The organism is Alteromonas sp. R7, assembly GCF_055755235.1.
The window spans coordinates 99,517-116,138 of the sequence record NZ_JBVTQX010000003.1; the positions used below are offsets into that span (position 1 = coordinate 99,517).

General features: G+C 45.5%; 12 protein-coding genes. 8 read left to right on the top strand and 4 right to left on the bottom strand.

Annotated features, from left to right (window positions below; genetic code table 11):
- Nucleotides 1-40: 40 nt before the first annotated feature.
- Nucleotides 41-661 carry a TetR/AcrR family transcriptional regulator gene (locus AC0J2X_RS06140; RefSeq protein ID WP_014949985.1) on the bottom strand — a complete coding sequence of 207 codons (621 nt, stop codon included), beginning with the start codon at nucleotides 659-661 and terminating at the stop codon, nucleotides 41-43.
- 137 nt (nucleotides 662-798) lie between these two features.
- Here AC0J2X_RS06140 and AC0J2X_RS06145 point away from each other — a divergent pair, with 137 nt between their 5' ends.
- From AC0J2X_RS06145 to AC0J2X_RS06155, 3 genes are all read left to right on the top strand, one after another.
- Nucleotides 799-1,638, top strand: coding sequence for a crotonase/enoyl-CoA hydratase family protein (locus AC0J2X_RS06145; RefSeq protein ID WP_014976911.1), 840 nt, complete (start codon nucleotides 799-801; stop codon nucleotides 1,636-1,638).
- Nucleotides 1,639-1,756: 118 nt separating this feature from the next.
- Complete coding sequence (locus AC0J2X_RS06150; protein WP_069944565.1) at nucleotides 1,757-3,799, top strand: NADPH-dependent 2,4-dienoyl-CoA reductase; 2,043 nt, start codon at nucleotides 1,757-1,759, stop codon at nucleotides 3,797-3,799.
- Between the two features lie 141 nt (nucleotides 3,800-3,940).
- The gene (locus AC0J2X_RS06155) at nucleotides 3,941-4,300 is read left to right on the top strand and encodes a HopJ type III effector protein (RefSeq protein WP_014976909.1); all 360 of its coding nucleotides are present in this window, start codon (nucleotides 3,941-3,943) and stop codon (nucleotides 4,298-4,300) included.
- A 63-nt stretch (nucleotides 4,301-4,363) separates the two neighbouring features.
- Here AC0J2X_RS06155 and AC0J2X_RS06160 read toward each other — a convergent pair whose 3' ends face one another.
- The 3 genes from AC0J2X_RS06160 to AC0J2X_RS06170 form a co-directional block, all read right to left on the bottom strand.
- Nucleotides 4,364-5,599: a retropepsin-like aspartic protease family protein gene (locus AC0J2X_RS06160; RefSeq protein WP_061486100.1), complete on the bottom strand. Its 1,236-nt coding sequence runs from the start codon at nucleotides 5,597-5,599 to the stop codon at nucleotides 4,364-4,366.
- Nucleotides 5,596-6,045 (bottom strand): acyl-CoA thioesterase, encoded by a 450-nt coding sequence (locus tag AC0J2X_RS06165; protein ID WP_014976907.1) that lies wholly within the window; start codon nucleotides 6,043-6,045, stop codon nucleotides 5,596-5,598. Before AC0J2X_RS06165 ends, AC0J2X_RS06160 begins: the two co-directional genes overlap by 4 nt.
- 64 nt (nucleotides 6,046-6,109) lie before the next feature.
- Entirely contained in the window at nucleotides 6,110-6,820 is a 711-nt protein-coding gene (locus AC0J2X_RS06170; RefSeq protein WP_014949979.1) for a DUF8198 family protein, read from the bottom strand.
- 154 nt (nucleotides 6,821-6,974) lie between these two features.
- Between AC0J2X_RS06170 and AC0J2X_RS06175 the strand changes: the two genes are divergently transcribed.
- The 5 genes from AC0J2X_RS06175 to AC0J2X_RS06195 all read left to right on the top strand — a co-directional run bounded on the left by AC0J2X_RS06175 (nucleotide 6,975) and on the right by AC0J2X_RS06195 (nucleotide 16,610).
- Nucleotides 6,975-7,697, top strand: coding sequence for an elongation factor P hydroxylase (locus AC0J2X_RS06175; protein ID WP_014949978.1), 723 nt, complete (start codon nucleotides 6,975-6,977; stop codon nucleotides 7,695-7,697).
- Between the two features lie 13 nt (nucleotides 7,698-7,710).
- Nucleotides 7,711-8,874, top strand: a complete 1,164-nt coding sequence (locus tag AC0J2X_RS06180; protein WP_014949977.1) for an ATP-NAD kinase family protein — start codon at nucleotides 7,711-7,713, stop codon at nucleotides 8,872-8,874.
- A gap of 96 nt (nucleotides 8,875-8,970) precedes the next feature.
- Nucleotides 8,971-9,264 carry a YfcL family protein gene (locus tag AC0J2X_RS06185; RefSeq protein ID WP_014949976.1) on the top strand — a complete coding sequence of 98 codons (294 nt, stop codon included), beginning with the start codon at nucleotides 8,971-8,973 and terminating at the stop codon, nucleotides 9,262-9,264.
- A gap of 204 nt (nucleotides 9,265-9,468) precedes the next feature.
- Nucleotides 9,469-12,222, top strand: coding sequence for a M16 family metallopeptidase (locus AC0J2X_RS06190; RefSeq protein WP_069944597.1), 2,754 nt, complete (start codon nucleotides 9,469-9,471; stop codon nucleotides 12,220-12,222).
- A 266-nt stretch (nucleotides 12,223-12,488) separates the two neighbouring features.
- Nucleotides 12,489-16,610 (top strand): hybrid sensor histidine kinase/response regulator, encoded by a 4,122-nt coding sequence (locus AC0J2X_RS06195; protein WP_069944564.1) that lies wholly within the window; start codon nucleotides 12,489-12,491, stop codon nucleotides 16,608-16,610.
- Nucleotides 16,611-16,622 lie beyond the last annotated feature (12 nt).

The window sequence follows — 16,622 nt, forward strand, 5'->3', positions numbered from 1 at the left end:
AAAAAGTGCTACGAGCGAGTCTTCGTCTCGCTCTGGCAATTCATCCGTTATAAGCATCCATTTGCTTTTGCATAAACAAATCTGCTGCACAATCACACATTTCCTCGATATGACTGCTGTCAGCGTAGATACCATCAATGAGCAATCGTGCAATCCCGTGCAACGTGCCCCAAGTAACCTGTGCGAGTCTCAGCGCATCCTGATTATTCGGGAGAAGCCCTTTATCTTGCCAATAGCGCGTCATCGTCACCTGAAACTGAAAGCAGGGAAATGCAACCTCTTTCAGATCGTTGGTCGCCGCTTGGTTTTGCCAAATTGTGCGACCAAACATCAATTCGTACATCTCTGGGTTGTCGGCAGCGTAGCCAATGTATTCGTGCACAAATTCGCGGAAACGTGCCTGCGGTGTTTTGTCTTCTTGTTCGAAGATTCGTTTAGCTGCGGTATGCCAATCGCTAAAGCCTTTGGCTGCAATGGCGCTTAAAAGCGCACTCTTGTCTTTGAAATGGTGATAGGGCGCAGTACGTGACACTCCGGCATCTTCTGCCAGCTTTCTGAGAGATAAACTATCAACGCCGTATTCAGACAGACGCGCCGTTGCCGCCTCTATCAGTGCGCTGCGCAAGTCGCCGTGATGGTAGCTTTGTACTGCATTAGCCATAAACCCGATGTTTCCATTTTCAAATTGAGACGAATAGATAACGTTTTATCTTGACACTGTCAACATAGCCTTTTATCTTGACGCTGTCTAGTTTACAAATTTGTTAACAGGAACAGCCCAAGGAGACAGCGCAAACCATGAAGTACTCTACATTAGAAGTAAAACAAGAGGGTCATATTGCCCACGTAGTACTAAACCGCCCCGACGCAATGAACAGCATGATCCCAGAGTTCTGGACCGAATTGCCAGCGGCTATTCGTGAAATAGACGATGAAGGCAACGCCCGTGTCATTGTTATTTCATCAACGGGTAAGCATTTCTCTGCCGGTATGGACTTATCGGTGTTCCTGAATATGAAAGAAGACTTTAAGGGCGACCCGTCGCGCAGAGCAGAGCGTATGCGCCGTATGGTGATGTTGCTTCAAGATAGCTTTACCGCCATAGAGCAGGCACGTATGCCGGTTATTGGTGCCGTGCAGGGCGGGGCAATTGGTGGTGCAGTAGATTTGCTTAGTGCATGTGACATGCGCTATTGCACACAAGATGCTTTTTTTACTATTAAAGAAACCCAATTAGGCATGACAGCCGATGTCGGCACGCTTCAGCGACTTCCAAAACTCATTCCCATTGGCATAGTTAAAGAACTGGCTTATACAGGTCGCAATTTTGGTGCAGCAGAAGCGCAGCAGCTTGGCTTTGTAAATCAGGTATTTGACGACCAAGAATCATTGCTAGACGCAGTGATGAAAATAGCGCAGCAGATTGCAATGAATTCGCCGTTAGCAGTTTCAGGCACTAAGACTATGATTAACTACGCGGCAGAACACACGGTGGCAGAGAGCTTGACCTATATGGCCACATGGCAAGCGGGCATGTTCCAAATGGAAGATGTGTTTAAAGCCATGGAAGCACAGAAAACCAAAACGCTGCCAGAATATCCGCCATTGCACCCAGCCATTAAGAAAATGAATTCGTAAGTTTATGTAATTCGTTGAATTACATAGCGCCTTCAGAGAAAGAGCGCATTAGATAAGAATATTTAAACAGGCTTTTTAACGGCTTTTACCAAGCCAAAACGACTTTCAGGAATGTATCATGAATCAGACCGTTACCGATCATCCCGTTTACCCTCATTTATTTCGTCCGTTAGATTTAGGTTTCACCACCCTTAAAAACCGCGTGCTAATGGGCTCTATGCATACAGGCTTAGAGGAATTACCCGACGGCCATAAACGTATGGCGGCATTTTATGGTGAACGTGCCAGAGGTGGCGTAGGGCTTATCGTTACAGGTGGTATAGGACCAAACGAAGAGGGTGCTACCCATCCGTCAACGTTTCGTTTAGATACAGACGAAGCAGTGAAAAATCACAAAGAAGTGACTGACGCGGTGCACATTGCTGGCGGTAAAATCTGTATGCAAATTCTGCACACGGGGCGCTATGCGTATAGCCCTAAGCTTGTTGCACCTTCTGCGGTACAAGCGCCTATTAATCCGTTTAAGCCCAAGGCACTTGAAGCTGACGAGATTGAGAAGCAAGTTAAAGATTTCATTACAGCCGCAACTCAAGCCCAGCGCGCGGGTTATGATGGTGTTGAGATCATGGGGTCTGAAGGCTATTTCCTTAATCAGTTTATTGCAAAGCGCACAAACCACCGTGACGATCAGTGGGGGGGCGAATACGAGAACCGTATCCGTCTGCCTATTGAAGTGGTACGCCGCGTGCGCGAGGCGGTAGGTAAGAACTTCATCATTATTTATCGCTTATCGATGCTAGATCTGGTGGAAGGTGGCTCTACTTATGATGAAGTCGTGCAGCTTGGCAAAGAAATTGAAAAAGCCGGTGCAACTATTATTAACACCGGCATTGGTTGGCACGAAGCGCGTATTCCAACCATTGCCACTAAAGTACCGCGAGCGGCATTTACGTGGGTTACCGCAAAATTCAGAGAGGCGCTTTCAATTCCAGTGATCACATCGAACCGTATCAACACGCCTGAAGTGGCTGAAGAAGTGCTGTCTCGCGGCGATGCTGATATGGTGTCTATGGCACGTCCATTCTTGGCAGACCCTGATTTTGTGCGCAAAGCCCAGCAAAATAAGGCCGACGAAATTAATACCTGTATTGGCTGCAACCAAGCCTGCCTTGACCATGTTTTCAACGGCAAAATGACTAGCTGTTTGGTAAACCCTCGTGCCTGTCACGAGCTTGAAATTAACGTAAAACCAGCAGAAACCAAAAAGCGTGTTGCAGTGGTAGGCGCAGGCCCAGCGGGATTAGCAGCGGCAGTGACTTCTGCCAAGCGCGGTCACGACGTGGTGATTTATGATGCATCTAGTGAAATTGGTGGTCAATTTAATATCGCCAAACAAATTCCAGGCAAAGAGGAGTTTTACGAAACGCTGCGTTATTTCAAACGCCAAATCGAGCTTCATAAAAACATTACCCTTAAATTGAATACTTATGTTGATGCGGCTGCGCTAAACGACGAAGCTTTTGATGAAGTGATGATTGCGACGGGGATCAAGCCGCGTACGCCAGCGATTGAAGGCATTGAGCACGAAAAAGTGCTGACCTATATCGAAGTATTGAAGGAAAAGAAACTCGTTGGCAATAAAGTGGCCATTATCGGCGCTGGTGGAATTGGTTTTGATACCGCTGAGTACTTGTCTCATGGCAAAGAAACGCCAAGCCAAGATATTCCTGCATTTATGAAAGAGTGGGGTATTGATATGACCTTCTCTGCTCGCGCGGGCATCGAAGGCGTTAAGCCGCAGCCTGAGCCATCGCCAAGAGAGATTTTCCTGTTGCAGCGCAAGACAACCAAAGTTGGCGCGGGTCTAGGCAAAACAACGGGGTGGGCACACCGAGTGGGTCTACTAGCCAAAGGCGTGACCATGATCCCAGGTGTAAGCTACGATAAAATTGATGACGAAGGGCTACATATTACGGTTGATGGTAACAGCCAAGTATTGCCGGTAGACAACATTATCATCTGTGCAGGCCAAGAGCCGATGCGTGATATCGTTGAAGGCTTAAACATGCCTTATCACTTAATTGGTGGTGCTGATGAAGCGTTAGAGCTAGACGCAAAACGGGCCATCGACCAAGGTACGCGCGTGTGCGCTGCGGTTTAACGAGCTAGTAAACCCAACCTTGTTAGCATTATAAGCGCCTCATGGAGAGGCGCTTTTTTTGTATATATTAAAACTGAACCTGTTGTGGACTTTTGTAATGACATAGACCTGTTATTATCGTTTTCTTTTTTTGAGATAAACATGGCATACAGCAGCACCCAAGACTTAGTTCAAGCAGTCACTAATTCCCCAGATACTATCGAATTTAACGACGTTATCACGCTCGTTGATAGCGCGTTTGTTTTCACGCCCACTGCTTTCACTAATGGTGACGTGAAAAACGAAGCCAATCAGAACAATGGCTCTTGCAAACTGCTCGCACTCGGTCAGCATTTAAACCTAAACCAAGCGCAAACCCTAGCCTTATTTGGGCGTTTTTATCGAGAAGACGTACTCGATAATCCCAACGGTAGCGATCACGCCAACATCCGCAATTTTATGAAAACGGGGCATGAAGAGGTGGTGTTTGAGACATTTCCTTTAGTTAAATTGCAAAATTAATACATCACGCTATTAAGGCTAAAAGGCGAGAGGCGCAAAGCTCTCGCCCTTGTGCAGACTGCATTAATCACGCTCTGTCAAAATCAACTCACTAGACTGGGGCATTATTGCAAAGTCAAACTGACCTAGAACGTTCATTCCCAACAATCCGTCGGCATCGGGTAGAGCGACTTCGGGCAGCACGATGGCAGAAACATCGTTGAACTCGTAGCCAGCAAAGTAAAATCGGGGTATTTGTACCAGAGGGGCTTCAATGGTTCCTGACGCGGTTCTAATGTTGAAGTTACCAATGAACGTGAGGTTTCGCATACGGCCTAAACGCGCAAAGAGTCGCGATGTTATTGCGGTGGTACTGGCACCCGTATCTAAAATCATGGTGGCTTTTTGGTTAAGCGCCTTTACATCAAGGCGATATTGATCGCCAATGCGCTCTAAGGCTACACGGGTTTGATAACGTGCGGCTTCAGCGCCTGTTGGCTCTATTTCACTCTTGTTCGGCGTAGCGTCTGCGTTGGCAATATCGCGCATTTCATAGGCTTTATTGCGAATGATATTCGCGTCTCTGTCGTTTGATGGAAGGGCAGCAAGCACGTCTTCCATTAACGTAAGCTTTTGCTGATAAGCGTACGCTTCAGCCAAATTAAGGGTGTAGTGCCTAGCGTCAGGTATGCGTTGATACAGTGGCTCATTTAATCTGGCAACCAATTCCCATTGTTCGTCTTGAATTAACTGCGTCTGCGCCTGTTGATACAAAGTGGCAATTTTTGCGTCAATAAATGAGAGAGTTTCAGTTGAAAGAGGCAGTTCTGCCAAGTCGTAGTAGTGCACTATGGCCGTTGAAAGAGGCTTGGTTAACTCAATCAGTTCACCCTCTAGCAACAACAGAGATTCGTTGAGCGGGTCATATTTTAAAAGGTTTGTTAATTCAGTGGCGAGCAACGCGTATTGCTCGTTATTGAGTAGGGTAGTCAGTGACTCTAATTGCTCTTGATTAACGAGTGGTGAAGAGGTGCGTAGATCGTCAAGTGCGTTGGGTGCCGTTTTAGTGCCTGTCATAGGTGAAAAGTTGGCGGGAGAGCGTTCATTGTTGAAGGGCTCAGCTTTTTCGTTTACCTGAGTTTCATCCACCAACTGTGCTTGGGTTTCTAGCTGCTTGTCACTATCTAAACGGTGTTCATAACTGGCCTCTAGTGCATAAGCTTTATCATTGTGCTGCTTTAAACTAAGCCATAGGTAAACGTTTATGCCTAACGACACAATAAGGAAGAGCGAAAGCACTATCGCTAGCCACGTTTTCATTGCGCCACACACGCTTTGCCATAGATGTCCACGAATTGTTTAGGCATTCGCTTTGGGGCGCCAGTATCAAGGCTAACACATACGAATGTGGTCATAGCATCAAATACGGTTTTGTTTCGCTTTGGGCAGATAAATTGAAACTGGCGTTTCAAAGTAAGTTTGCTGTCGCAATGCACTATCCATGTAGCGCATTCTAACGTATCTCCAAGATGTGTTGGCAGGTGGTAGTTTAGCTCGTGGCGCTTAATGACCATGCCACGGTTAAGCGATTGATAATCGGCAAACTGCAAGCCAAGCGCGTTTGAATGGGCCCATGCTAGGCTTTCTAACTGCGACAGGTACGCCACATTATTAACGTGCTGATAGTGGTCGATGTGCGTATCATCAATATGCCACTGCTGCACATAGGGGGCGTCTAACATCCAATTAAGCGTTGGGGTGCTCAAATCTTTTCCTTACTCATATTTTTGCTTTAATCTACTCTGCTTCTTCACGTTCAGGCATTGTGCCTCATACCACAGGCAGGGGATTATCTTCAGGTAACGTTAAATCATCGCTTAACAATAATTGCATTATCGCTTTTTCTCTCACCAATACGGGGTCAATAAAGCTCTGCACGTCACCTATCGCTTTAAACGCATCAAACCCTCGTTCCAAAAATTCATGCAATGCGAGTAATCCTGCTAATTTAGCCGGACGACGGGACAGTGAAATTAACATACCTATACCACGAATTTTTATAACGTCTGCGAGTTGATCGCCCAAATGGGAAATTATGTCGATTTGATGCTTTCTATCCTCAATTCTGCCCACATTACGATACGCCAAAGCGTAGTTATCTCGGTTGATAGGTTCTCCGGGAAATTGGCTTTGTAAGTACTGAGCCATCGCCATATCCAAATCGAACGATAGTGCATTTAACGACAATGCGTCGTCCATAGCGTTCATAGCTTTGTCAGGCAATACTTTTGCGAGCTTCGGAATAACTCGCACTAAATCGGCGTCCCGTTGGCTAAAATCTTTTGGCCCGTACAATTCATCTACAAAAAAAGCCATGGCTTTTTGGTAACGTTTTTGCTGTGCTAAATCGTCGTGAGTGACCAGTAAGCGTTCGCATTGCCAGTGTTGCAATTGATGAATGATAGGCATTACACCCAACTGATTGGCTAAGTCACGAAGGGCATTGACCCGATGAATATGTTTAATTATCTCTTGCGCCAAATGACAAACTCCCTGTTGAGATAGTGTGGCTAATTCGTTGTTGTAAACCTAGATTGACCTAAGCAAGCGAGCCTTTCAAGTGAGAAGACAAAGTTTTACTGGTATACTCCACCGCCATTGAAATAGCTCTTTTGTGTAGAATTTATTAGCCGCCATGAACATCGCAAGTCATCACGCATTGTTTGCCAAGACTGAAACTAAAAATACCGATACTAAAGGCTCAAACGTTGAAAGCCTAAAAAGTGAATATCCGGGCATGCACCGAGAAACGACTACGGGGTCGGATCACTCAGAAGCAGACGTTGATGTACCTGTGTTAATCGCGTTGTTTAATTCGACATTTGAAGATTTTAATACGCGCTTGGTTTTAGGTGATGACGAACCCATTTACATCCCAGCAGACAGCGCAACACCTTATCATCAAGTCGTGTTTGCTCATGGATTTTTTTCAAGCGCTTTGCATGAAATTTCGCACTGGTGTATTGCGGGTGAAAAGCGTCGACTATTAGAAGATTACGGTTACTGGTATTGCCCAGATGGCCGCGATGCATCACAGCAAGCTGACTTCGAAAAAGTAGAAATTAAGCCCCAGGCCATCGAGTGGGCGTTTACAGAAGCAACAGGAAGAAAGTTTCAGGTAAGCACGGATAACTTAAACGGCGCTGAGCCCGACAGAGAAGGTTTTACGCGAAACGTAGCCGCTCAGCTTGAGCGCTATAAATCTGAGGGCTTTCCGCCTCGGGCTGAACAATTTATTAATGCGCTGTCATCTACGTTTGGTAAAGGTAAGTCGTCAGGTTCATGTAGCAGCGTAATAAATAGCACGGTAACAGACACGTCAAAAAATACGCTAAAAGCAAATTGGGTGGCGGGATAGGAGTAGATGCCGAATGAATCATACTGATCTTAGCCAATCAACGTTTGATAACAAACCCAAATTCAAATTGGGTGTTGTGGTAAATCCCTTTGCCGGCATAGGCGGAGCACTCGCGCTTAAAGGCAGCGACGGTGCAGAAATTCGCGAAAAAGCACTGGCTATGGGAGCAGAGAAAAAAGCCAACGAAAAAATGGCGAAAGCGCTCAGCATTCTAGAAGCCTTATCTGGGCAATTTACCGTCGTGACAGCATCGGGCGATATGGGTGAAACAATCTGTGAATCTCTAGGTATTCCTTATGAGGTAATCTACACGGCTGATGCCGTGCAAACCGAGGGCGAAGATTCAGAGCGTGCAGCTAAAGCAATGGTGGACGCCAACGTCGACTTACTGCTTTTTGCCGGTGGCGACGGCACAGCCCGTAATATCTGTAGCGTAGTTGGCACACAGGTGCCCGTGCTAGGTGTGCCTGCAGGTTGCAAAATTCACTCTGGCGTTTACTGCGTGTCGCCGTCAGCGGCAGGGCAGGTAGTAAGTCAGATGATCGCAGGCGAGCTTGTGAGTGAAATGGACGCCGAAGTACGTGATATTGACGAAAACGCGTTTCGCGAGGGCAAAGTTATTGCCAAACACTATGGTGAAATGCGCGTACCCGCAGAGCTCACTTATGTTCAAGCAGTAAAAATGGGCGGGAAAGAGGACGAGGCCTTAGTGCTTGACGACATTGCCGCTTATGTTGGTGAAATTATTGACGATGAGCCTGACACCTATTTTGTCATGGGATCCGGCTCCACCGTAGGTGCGGTCATGGACTTTCTTGGCCTAGAAAATACCTTGTTAGGTGTGGATGTGGTTAAACAAGGTGAGCTAATCGCAAGTGACGTTACTGCGAGCGAACTGATTGCGCTGACTCATGACAAGCCCACTAAAGTCATTTTGACGGTGATCGGTGGTCAGGGCCACATATTAGGTCGCGGAAATCAGCAGCTTAGCCCTGCTTTTATCCGTCAAATTGGCAAGCAGAATATGCTCGTTGTTGCCACTAAACAAAAACTACAGGCATTAAACGGTAAGCCGCTTCGCTTAGACTCAAGCGATGCAACGCTAGACGCTGAACTCGCAGGCGCGTTCACGGTTATCACTGGGTATAAAGATAAAGTACTTTGCCAAGCTGTTTAAAGACGCAGTTTGATACAACACAGCACATGTATAGCCATAAAAAATGAGTTTATCTCGAACTAAGATTTGATATTGAAAAACAGGAAGGAGTAAGACGTGTTACCACCTGCTGCAGCACCAGAAAGTGTCGTTAACGCCATCGCAGATATTGAGGCATCGCTTGATGACGTGGTAAATCACGGTAGTGATGACGAATTGTTTATAGCCAGCTACTTGCAAGGTCACTTTGCAGTAGAGGCTCGCCAGTTAGAAATGCAAGAAGATGCTACGGTTGCGATGCTTAATGATAAAATGCTCGAAAGCCTTAATAGCGCATTCGCCAACAACGAATTAGAAAGTGAAGACGCTAAACAAGTTAAAGCGCTTTGGGCACGGCTAGTCGCAATATAATTGCGACTTTCTTCCTTACTTTTCCCCTATCAATTTTTCTTCGTTCGTCGTTTATCCTCTCTTTTACAATCCGTTACAGTTTTCTGCATCGTAACTCTTTATAAACTACCAAATTGATTTATGTTTAGTATCGGCGTAAAGCCGTTTTGTGGTGCCTGGCACATTTTGGTGTTCAGCACAGATAATAAGATTAAGGATGACGAAATGACTGTACTTAAGCATCTCACCAAGCGCTTAAAAGTAAGTGTAGGTGTGCTGGCAGTAAGTAGTACGCTGGTTGGCTCAGCGTTTGCTAAAAACGATATCAATATCGACTACGAAAAGTTCACTACCGATAATGGGTTAACGGTAATTGTTCATGAAGACCGCAAGGCCCCAGTGGTTGCCGTTGCGGTTTGGTATAAGGTGGGTTCAAAAGACGAACCAAACGGCAAATCAGGGTTTGCGCACCTATTTGAACACTTAATGTTTAACGGCACGGAGAACTATGACGATGAATGGTTTGGGCCGTTACAAGAAGCTGGGGCAACAGGATTAAACGGTACCACAAACTTTGACCGTACTAACTATTTCCAAACCGTTCCGACACCTGCACTAGATCGTATTCTCTGGATGGAATCTGATCGCATGGGGCACTTGTTAGGTGCGGTGACACAAGAGAAATTAGACGAACAGCGTGGCGTTGTACAAAATGAAAAACGTCAGGGCGAAGACCAGCCTTACGGAAGCGTATTCACGCATATTTTTGAAGGCTTATTTCCCATAGGGCATCCTTACCATCATACGGTGATTGGCTCGATGGAAGATCTTAACTCCGCATCGTTAGACGACGTTAAAGGCTGGTTTAACCAATATTACGGACCGAATAACGCAATACTGGTGCTAAGCGGCGATATTAACGCAGAAGAAGCCAAACCTCTGGTTAACAAGTACTTCGCTGATATTGAGCCGGGCCCAGCACTGTCTAAATGGGAAGCATGGGTACCCAAGCGCAATGCAAATACCCGAGAAGTGATTCAAGACAAGGTGCCACAATCGCGCATTTACCGCCTTTGGGTTTCACCTGAAAATACCTCTTCAACCGCAACCGATTTGTTCATTGCCGCGAGTGTCATGGGCGATGGTAAAAACTCACGCCTTTACAAAGAACTGGTGTACGACCAACAAATTGCTACCAATGCCTCGGTGTTTAACTACGAGCTACAAATGGCGTCTATTTTTGGTGTGACGGTTGACGTAAAAGATGGCGTTGACGTTGCGACAGTGGAAAAAGAAATAGATAAAGTCATTGGCGAGTTTTTGCGTAAAGGTCCAAGCAAAGACGAAGTTAAATTGGTGTCGACTAAGCGACGTGCTTCAATTATTCGCGGGCTTGAAGAGGTTGGGGGCTTTGGCGGTAAAGCCGATACGCTTGCTAGTGGTGAGTTCATTGCTGGCGACCCTAACTACTTCAAAACTGAATTGAGTGAGTTAGGACAGGCTACTCCTAAAGGGGTTAAAGCGGCTGCGAATAAATGGCTAAAAGAAGGGTGGCATCAAATCACGGTTGTTCCGTTTATTGAGCACACAGCATCTACCGAAGGCGTTGACCGCAGCTCTGGCTTGCCTTCAATCGATGCAGAGACTCAACTGAGCTTTCCTGAGGTGACAGAAACTACGCTTTCTAACGGTGTAAAGGTAGTATTTGCAAAACGCTCTACGGTTCCATTGGTGAATGTTGCGGTGCAATTCGACGCAGGTTACGCTGCTGATGCGGGTGGCAAGTTAGGACTTGCGAGCTTCACCACACAGATGCTTGACGAAGGCGCGGGAAAATATGACGCGCTGGAGCTTGCGGCAGAGCTTGAGCAGTTGGGTACTGATTTAAACGCCGGCTCAAACCTAGATACCACCACAGTTACCATGTCAATGTTAACAGAGAACATGGAGCCTTCTTTGGCGCTGATGGGGGATATCTTGAAATCACCAACGTTCAAAGAGGAAGAGATTGAACGTCAACGAGCGCTTATATTAAGTAATATTGCACAGCAAAAAACGCGCCCTGTAAGTATTGCACTTACGTTACTTCCGCCTCTTATTTATGGTGAAGGCCATGCGTACGGTATTCCGTTTACCGGTACCGGAACAGAACAAGACGTACAAGCGATTACGCGAGATGACCTTGTTAACTTTAAAAATACGTGGCTACGCCCAGACAATGCGACAATTTTTGTTGTTGGTGACACCACGTTAGGTGCCATTAAACCCATGCTTGAGAAAGAGTTTGGCAAATGGAAGGTAGAAGGTAGCAAAGGTGCGAAGCAAATTGCTGAAGCGTCAATGCCTGAGCAAGGCCAAGCGATTATTATCGACCGCCCTGGTGCACAACAGTCGCTTATTCTGGCTGCACATTTAGCGCCACCAACAGGGGCTGACAATAATATTGCAATTAATGCCATGAATTTAACCTTAGGTGGTGCTTTTACTGCTCGCGTTAATATGAACCTGCGTGAAGATAAAAGCTGGTCTTATGGCGCGTACACCTTCCTGCAAGATGCTAGGGGACAGCGCCCGTTTATGGTTTATGCGCCGGTGCAAACCGATAAAACAGGTCCATCACTGCTTGAGCTTAAGAAAGAGCTTAACGCTTACTTAGGTGAAAAACCGCCAATGGCGAATGAACTTGAAAGGGCGCGGTTAGACGAAGTTCGCTCTTTGCCAGGTCAATTTGAGACGGCTAACGCGGTATTGTATAGCTTACTGTCGAGTGAAAGATTTAACAGACAATATAACTACCCAGAGTCCTTGGTCGAGAAATACAACAGCTTGTCTTTAGACGATTTGAGTAACGCGGCGAAAGAAGTGCTGCACCCAGAGAAATTAACCTGGATAATCATCGGAGATGCCGAGAAGATTAAAGCAGAAGTTGAAGCGGCTCAGCTCGGGCCTGTTAGCGTGCAAAGCATGAATTCACTGTAATTGGTAAATAATTAACCAAGAGATAAAGGGCCGATATCATTTTCGGCCCTTTTTTATGTGACAAATGCGTCTTTTGTAGAATAGATTGCGTTCAATAGATGCTTTATGGTTAAGAAAGTTTAATTTAATGTCTTGATTCCACTTTGAAGAATGCCTTCTTTGCGAGCATAACAAATCCTGTACTTGCACCAGTGCGCTTGTTTGCAATAGCTCTTCTCTGCCTGTTTTATGTTCCCTGTGTTTATCCATCTAATGCAGACAAGCTGATGAATGAGTATTCGGTTGAGCTTTTAACTGCCGAAGATGGCTTCGTCTCATCAGAGATTTATTCCATTATCCAAGATCGCCAAGGCTTTTTGTGGTTTGGTACTGCCGAAAACGGTGTAATGCGTTACGACGGTCGTAGAGTCACGTTGTTTGAGTCTGACAGCGATCCTAGCCAAGGGCTATCACACAACGACGCTGGCAATTTGATGTTGGATGCAGAGGGCAATATATGGATTGGAACGTGGGGAGGTGGAGTTAACAAGTACGACCCAACAACAGGTCGCTATTCTCGTTACTTGAATGATCCAGACGACCCTCGCTCCATATCTTCAAACCGAATCCAATCACTCTTCCACGACAAAACAGGCCAAATTTGGCTAGGTTCGTATGATCAAGGTTTAAATCGTTTTCTAGGAAATGGGGAATTCGAAAGGGTTCAGAAGAAAAGCAATGAGGACCACAGTCTGTCTCATAATCGCATTTGGGACATTATGGATAATAATGACAACAGCCTGTGGGTAGCCACCAGTTTTGGCTTGAACTTGCTAGACAAAAGAACTCTCACCGCCAAACACTTCTTTCCCGACCCTGATAATCGTACTGCAACAGGAGCCAATGAAATACGTAGCTTGCTGCGTACGTCGTCAAGCCAATTCTATGTGGCGACTCAGGAAGGCCCTTTTCTTTTCTTTCCAAGTTCAGGCGTGTTCCTTGCACAAACTACGCGAGACGGCAAAGCATTAGGCCAAGTGAACTCAATGATTGAAGATCACGAAGGGTGCATTTGGTTTGTGACCACCACGGGTCTTTATAGACATACAGGTGAGGGAAATTACGTAGAGAAGATGGACTTCGGCTATGACAACGGACTTCGCATAATATATGAAGACCACACTAAAACAAAATGGGTAACCAGTGAAGTTCACGGCATATTTAAACTATCTCCTCGCCGTAAAATCAAGCAGATCAATAGTGACTCATTGGTTTCACCCAGTGGCATTGAGCTAGATACCTTCAAAAATAGTGGCGATGTATTGATTGCTACAGCAAATGCTGAAATTTATACATGGAAAGTGAAAGAGCAAATACTCCAAAAGGAATTTGACTCGGTATTTAAAGAAGACAGTGAATATTCAAATAGGGGAGTTATAGAACGACCTATTATTGTCCCCGATAAACACGGCAATATTTGGGTGGCACAAGACAACTTTATTGCACATGTTAACAGAAAGAATGGAAATGTAAGTCGCTTAGAATATCCCAGAGAAAACAGCAAATATCGCCAGTTCAGAGAATTCAGAGCGTTAGCGCTAGATAACGAAGGCAATGTATGGATAGGTACCTACAAGCATGGTGTTTATATATACAACGTGCAATCTGGCGCCTTTGAGCATCTTTCAACGACTGACGGCTTAGCTCACCCAGAGATTCACGCCATTGTTAATGACTCTCAAGGAAATATGTGGATTGGCACTGGAAGCGGCGTAAATTTATGGTCCATTCAGGACAATACTTTCACTCAGATTGAATACAATAAAGATCACAATGCAGGTCTGTTGGGCAGCATTGTCGAAGATATTCATGAGACCAAAAACGGCCAAATTTGGATTGCAACCCAACGGGGGTTGAACCTTTATAAGCCCGAATCGAAATCCTTCGAGTGGTTTGGGGAGCAGAAAGGGTTGCCCGCTACCTTAGTAAGAGCGATTGCAGACGGCGACGAGGGCCAGCTCTGGCTTACCACGAATAAAGGGATCTTTCTTTTTAATCCGGCTACTGAAAGTGCCATTAATTACACTAGCACTGCCGGGGCTGTAAGTCAGAATTTCTATTCAAACAGTTTACTTAGAGCCACTAACAACACGTTCTTTACCAGTAGCCAGCGAGGTATTGAATACTTTGAGTATGTGCCAGGACAGTCTGAGTTGGTCGATTCTAAAATTGTGCTAACTGGCTTCAACAAAATGGGCGAAGCAGTAAGCCTTGATAAGCCACTATCCTACGTTACGGATATTAATCTTTCCTACGAAGACTATTTCTTCTCATTAGACTTTGCTCTTCTAGACTTCTCTGATCCCAAGCGTTCTCATTTTTCCTACAAATTAGAAGGGTACGATGAACAGTGGATTGATATCGGAAATCACAACAACGTTTCATTTACTAACCTAAATGGCGGCACCTATACATTGCTGGTCAAAGCAATGAAGCCCAATGGTGAATGGGGCAGCGAAGTCATGTCGGTTAATTTGCATGTAGCAGCAGCTCCTTGGAAAACATGGTGGGCATACAGCATTTACATTGCGTTTTTACTCGGCATTGTTCTGTTGATCATTTACTTAAGAACCCACTTACAGCAAACAGAAATTACCAAGCAGAAGCGCTTTGTTCAGGCGTTAGAGCAACAAGTTTCAGAAAAAACAGCCTCGTTGAAAGCTCAGGCCAACGATTTGAAAAAAGCGCTGGAACAAGCCGAAGAAGCAACAAAGTTGAAGTCTGAATTCCTTGCAAATATGAGCCATGAAATTAGAACGCCAATGAACGGCGTGATAGGGATGCTGGGTCTGCTTAAGAAAAGCAACCTAACTACTGAGCAATCACAGCGCGTCAACATCGCAAGCTCAAGCGCTAATTCTCTACTGGCCCTGATTAATGATATTTTGGATTTCTCTAAAATAGAAGCGGATAAGCTCGAGATTGAGTCCGTCGAATTTGATGTAAGGGAATTGATTGAGAGCATTGCTCAATCGGTCGCGCATTTAGCGCAAGAAAAAGGGCTGGATGTTGTTGTAGATTTGTCAAAGGTCAGTGAGTCGAAAATAAACTCAGATCCCAGCCGAATTCAACAAATCCTCACAAACCTTTTAAGTAACGCCGTTAAATTTACCGAGCAGGGAGAGCTCTCTGTCACGGCAGAATTGCTTCCTACTAACAATCAGAATACTGCGCTTATGCACATTGCGGTGGCAGATACGGGCATTGGTATTCCCGCGTCAAAACTACCTCACTTGTTCGATGCGTTTACACAGGTCGACGCTTCTACAACTAGACGCTATGGCGGAACAGGGCTTGGGTTGAGCATTACCAAAAAGCTATGCCAATTGTTAGGAGGAGACATAAGTGTTACCACCGAGCTTGGCAAAGGCAGCCGTTTTGATGTGACATGCGAAATTCGCTACGCCGAGCAACGCAACGCTGTGCGCCCTCAACTTGCTAAACAAGACATGTGTTGCCTGATTATTGACGACAATGCTTCAACAAGACGTGCCATGCAAAGCCAGCTGAAACTTTGGGGACTGCTTACGCTGACCGCATCTTCGATTGAGGAAGCGATTAGCTTATATTTGAAAGGCAGCGAGCAAGAGATACCGGCAATACCCATTGATGTTGTATTTCTGGAGAAAGCAGAAGAGGAGGAGTTTTCACAACACTTCGGCCAGATACTTTTAAATAACCCCAGAACAAAACATACGCGTTTGGTATTAATGACACAGCTAAGCGACATGGAGAGCTCTGTTGTCTATGGCGGAGTAGACGTTGATGAGAGTCTTCCTAAGCCACTGACCTCTTCAGATTTAATTCGAATTGTAGAGGAATCAGTAAATACATCTGACTATGAAGCTAAACCACGCTTTAAAAAACGGGAGGATGATCCGGTTCATATTATCGAAGGCAACACTCAGCACGTTCAATCACCTGAAGAAAACGCAAAGTCCACCTCTGATGATAATGCTTATCGAATCTTGTTAGTAGAAGACAATGCCATTAATCAAATAGTGGCCACCAATGTTCTAGAAAGCGAAGGGTATGTGGTTGACGTTGCCAACAACGGTGTAGAAGCGTTAGAACTGTTAAAAAGCAGCAAGCTAAAGGCGCATTACAGCGCAATTGTCATGGATTGCCAAATGCCGGAAATGGACGGGTTCGAAGCAACCAAGCTTATTCGCTATGGTGCAGCCGGCGAAGTTTACAAACGTGTACCCATCATAGCGATGACGGCGAATGCTATGCAGGGCGACAAAGATATGTGTATGAAAGCCGGTATGGATGATTTCCTCACCAAACCCATAGAGCACAATAAAGTAACTTCAACATTACAGCACTGGCTCAACAAAGTTAATTAGACCCTCGCCAAC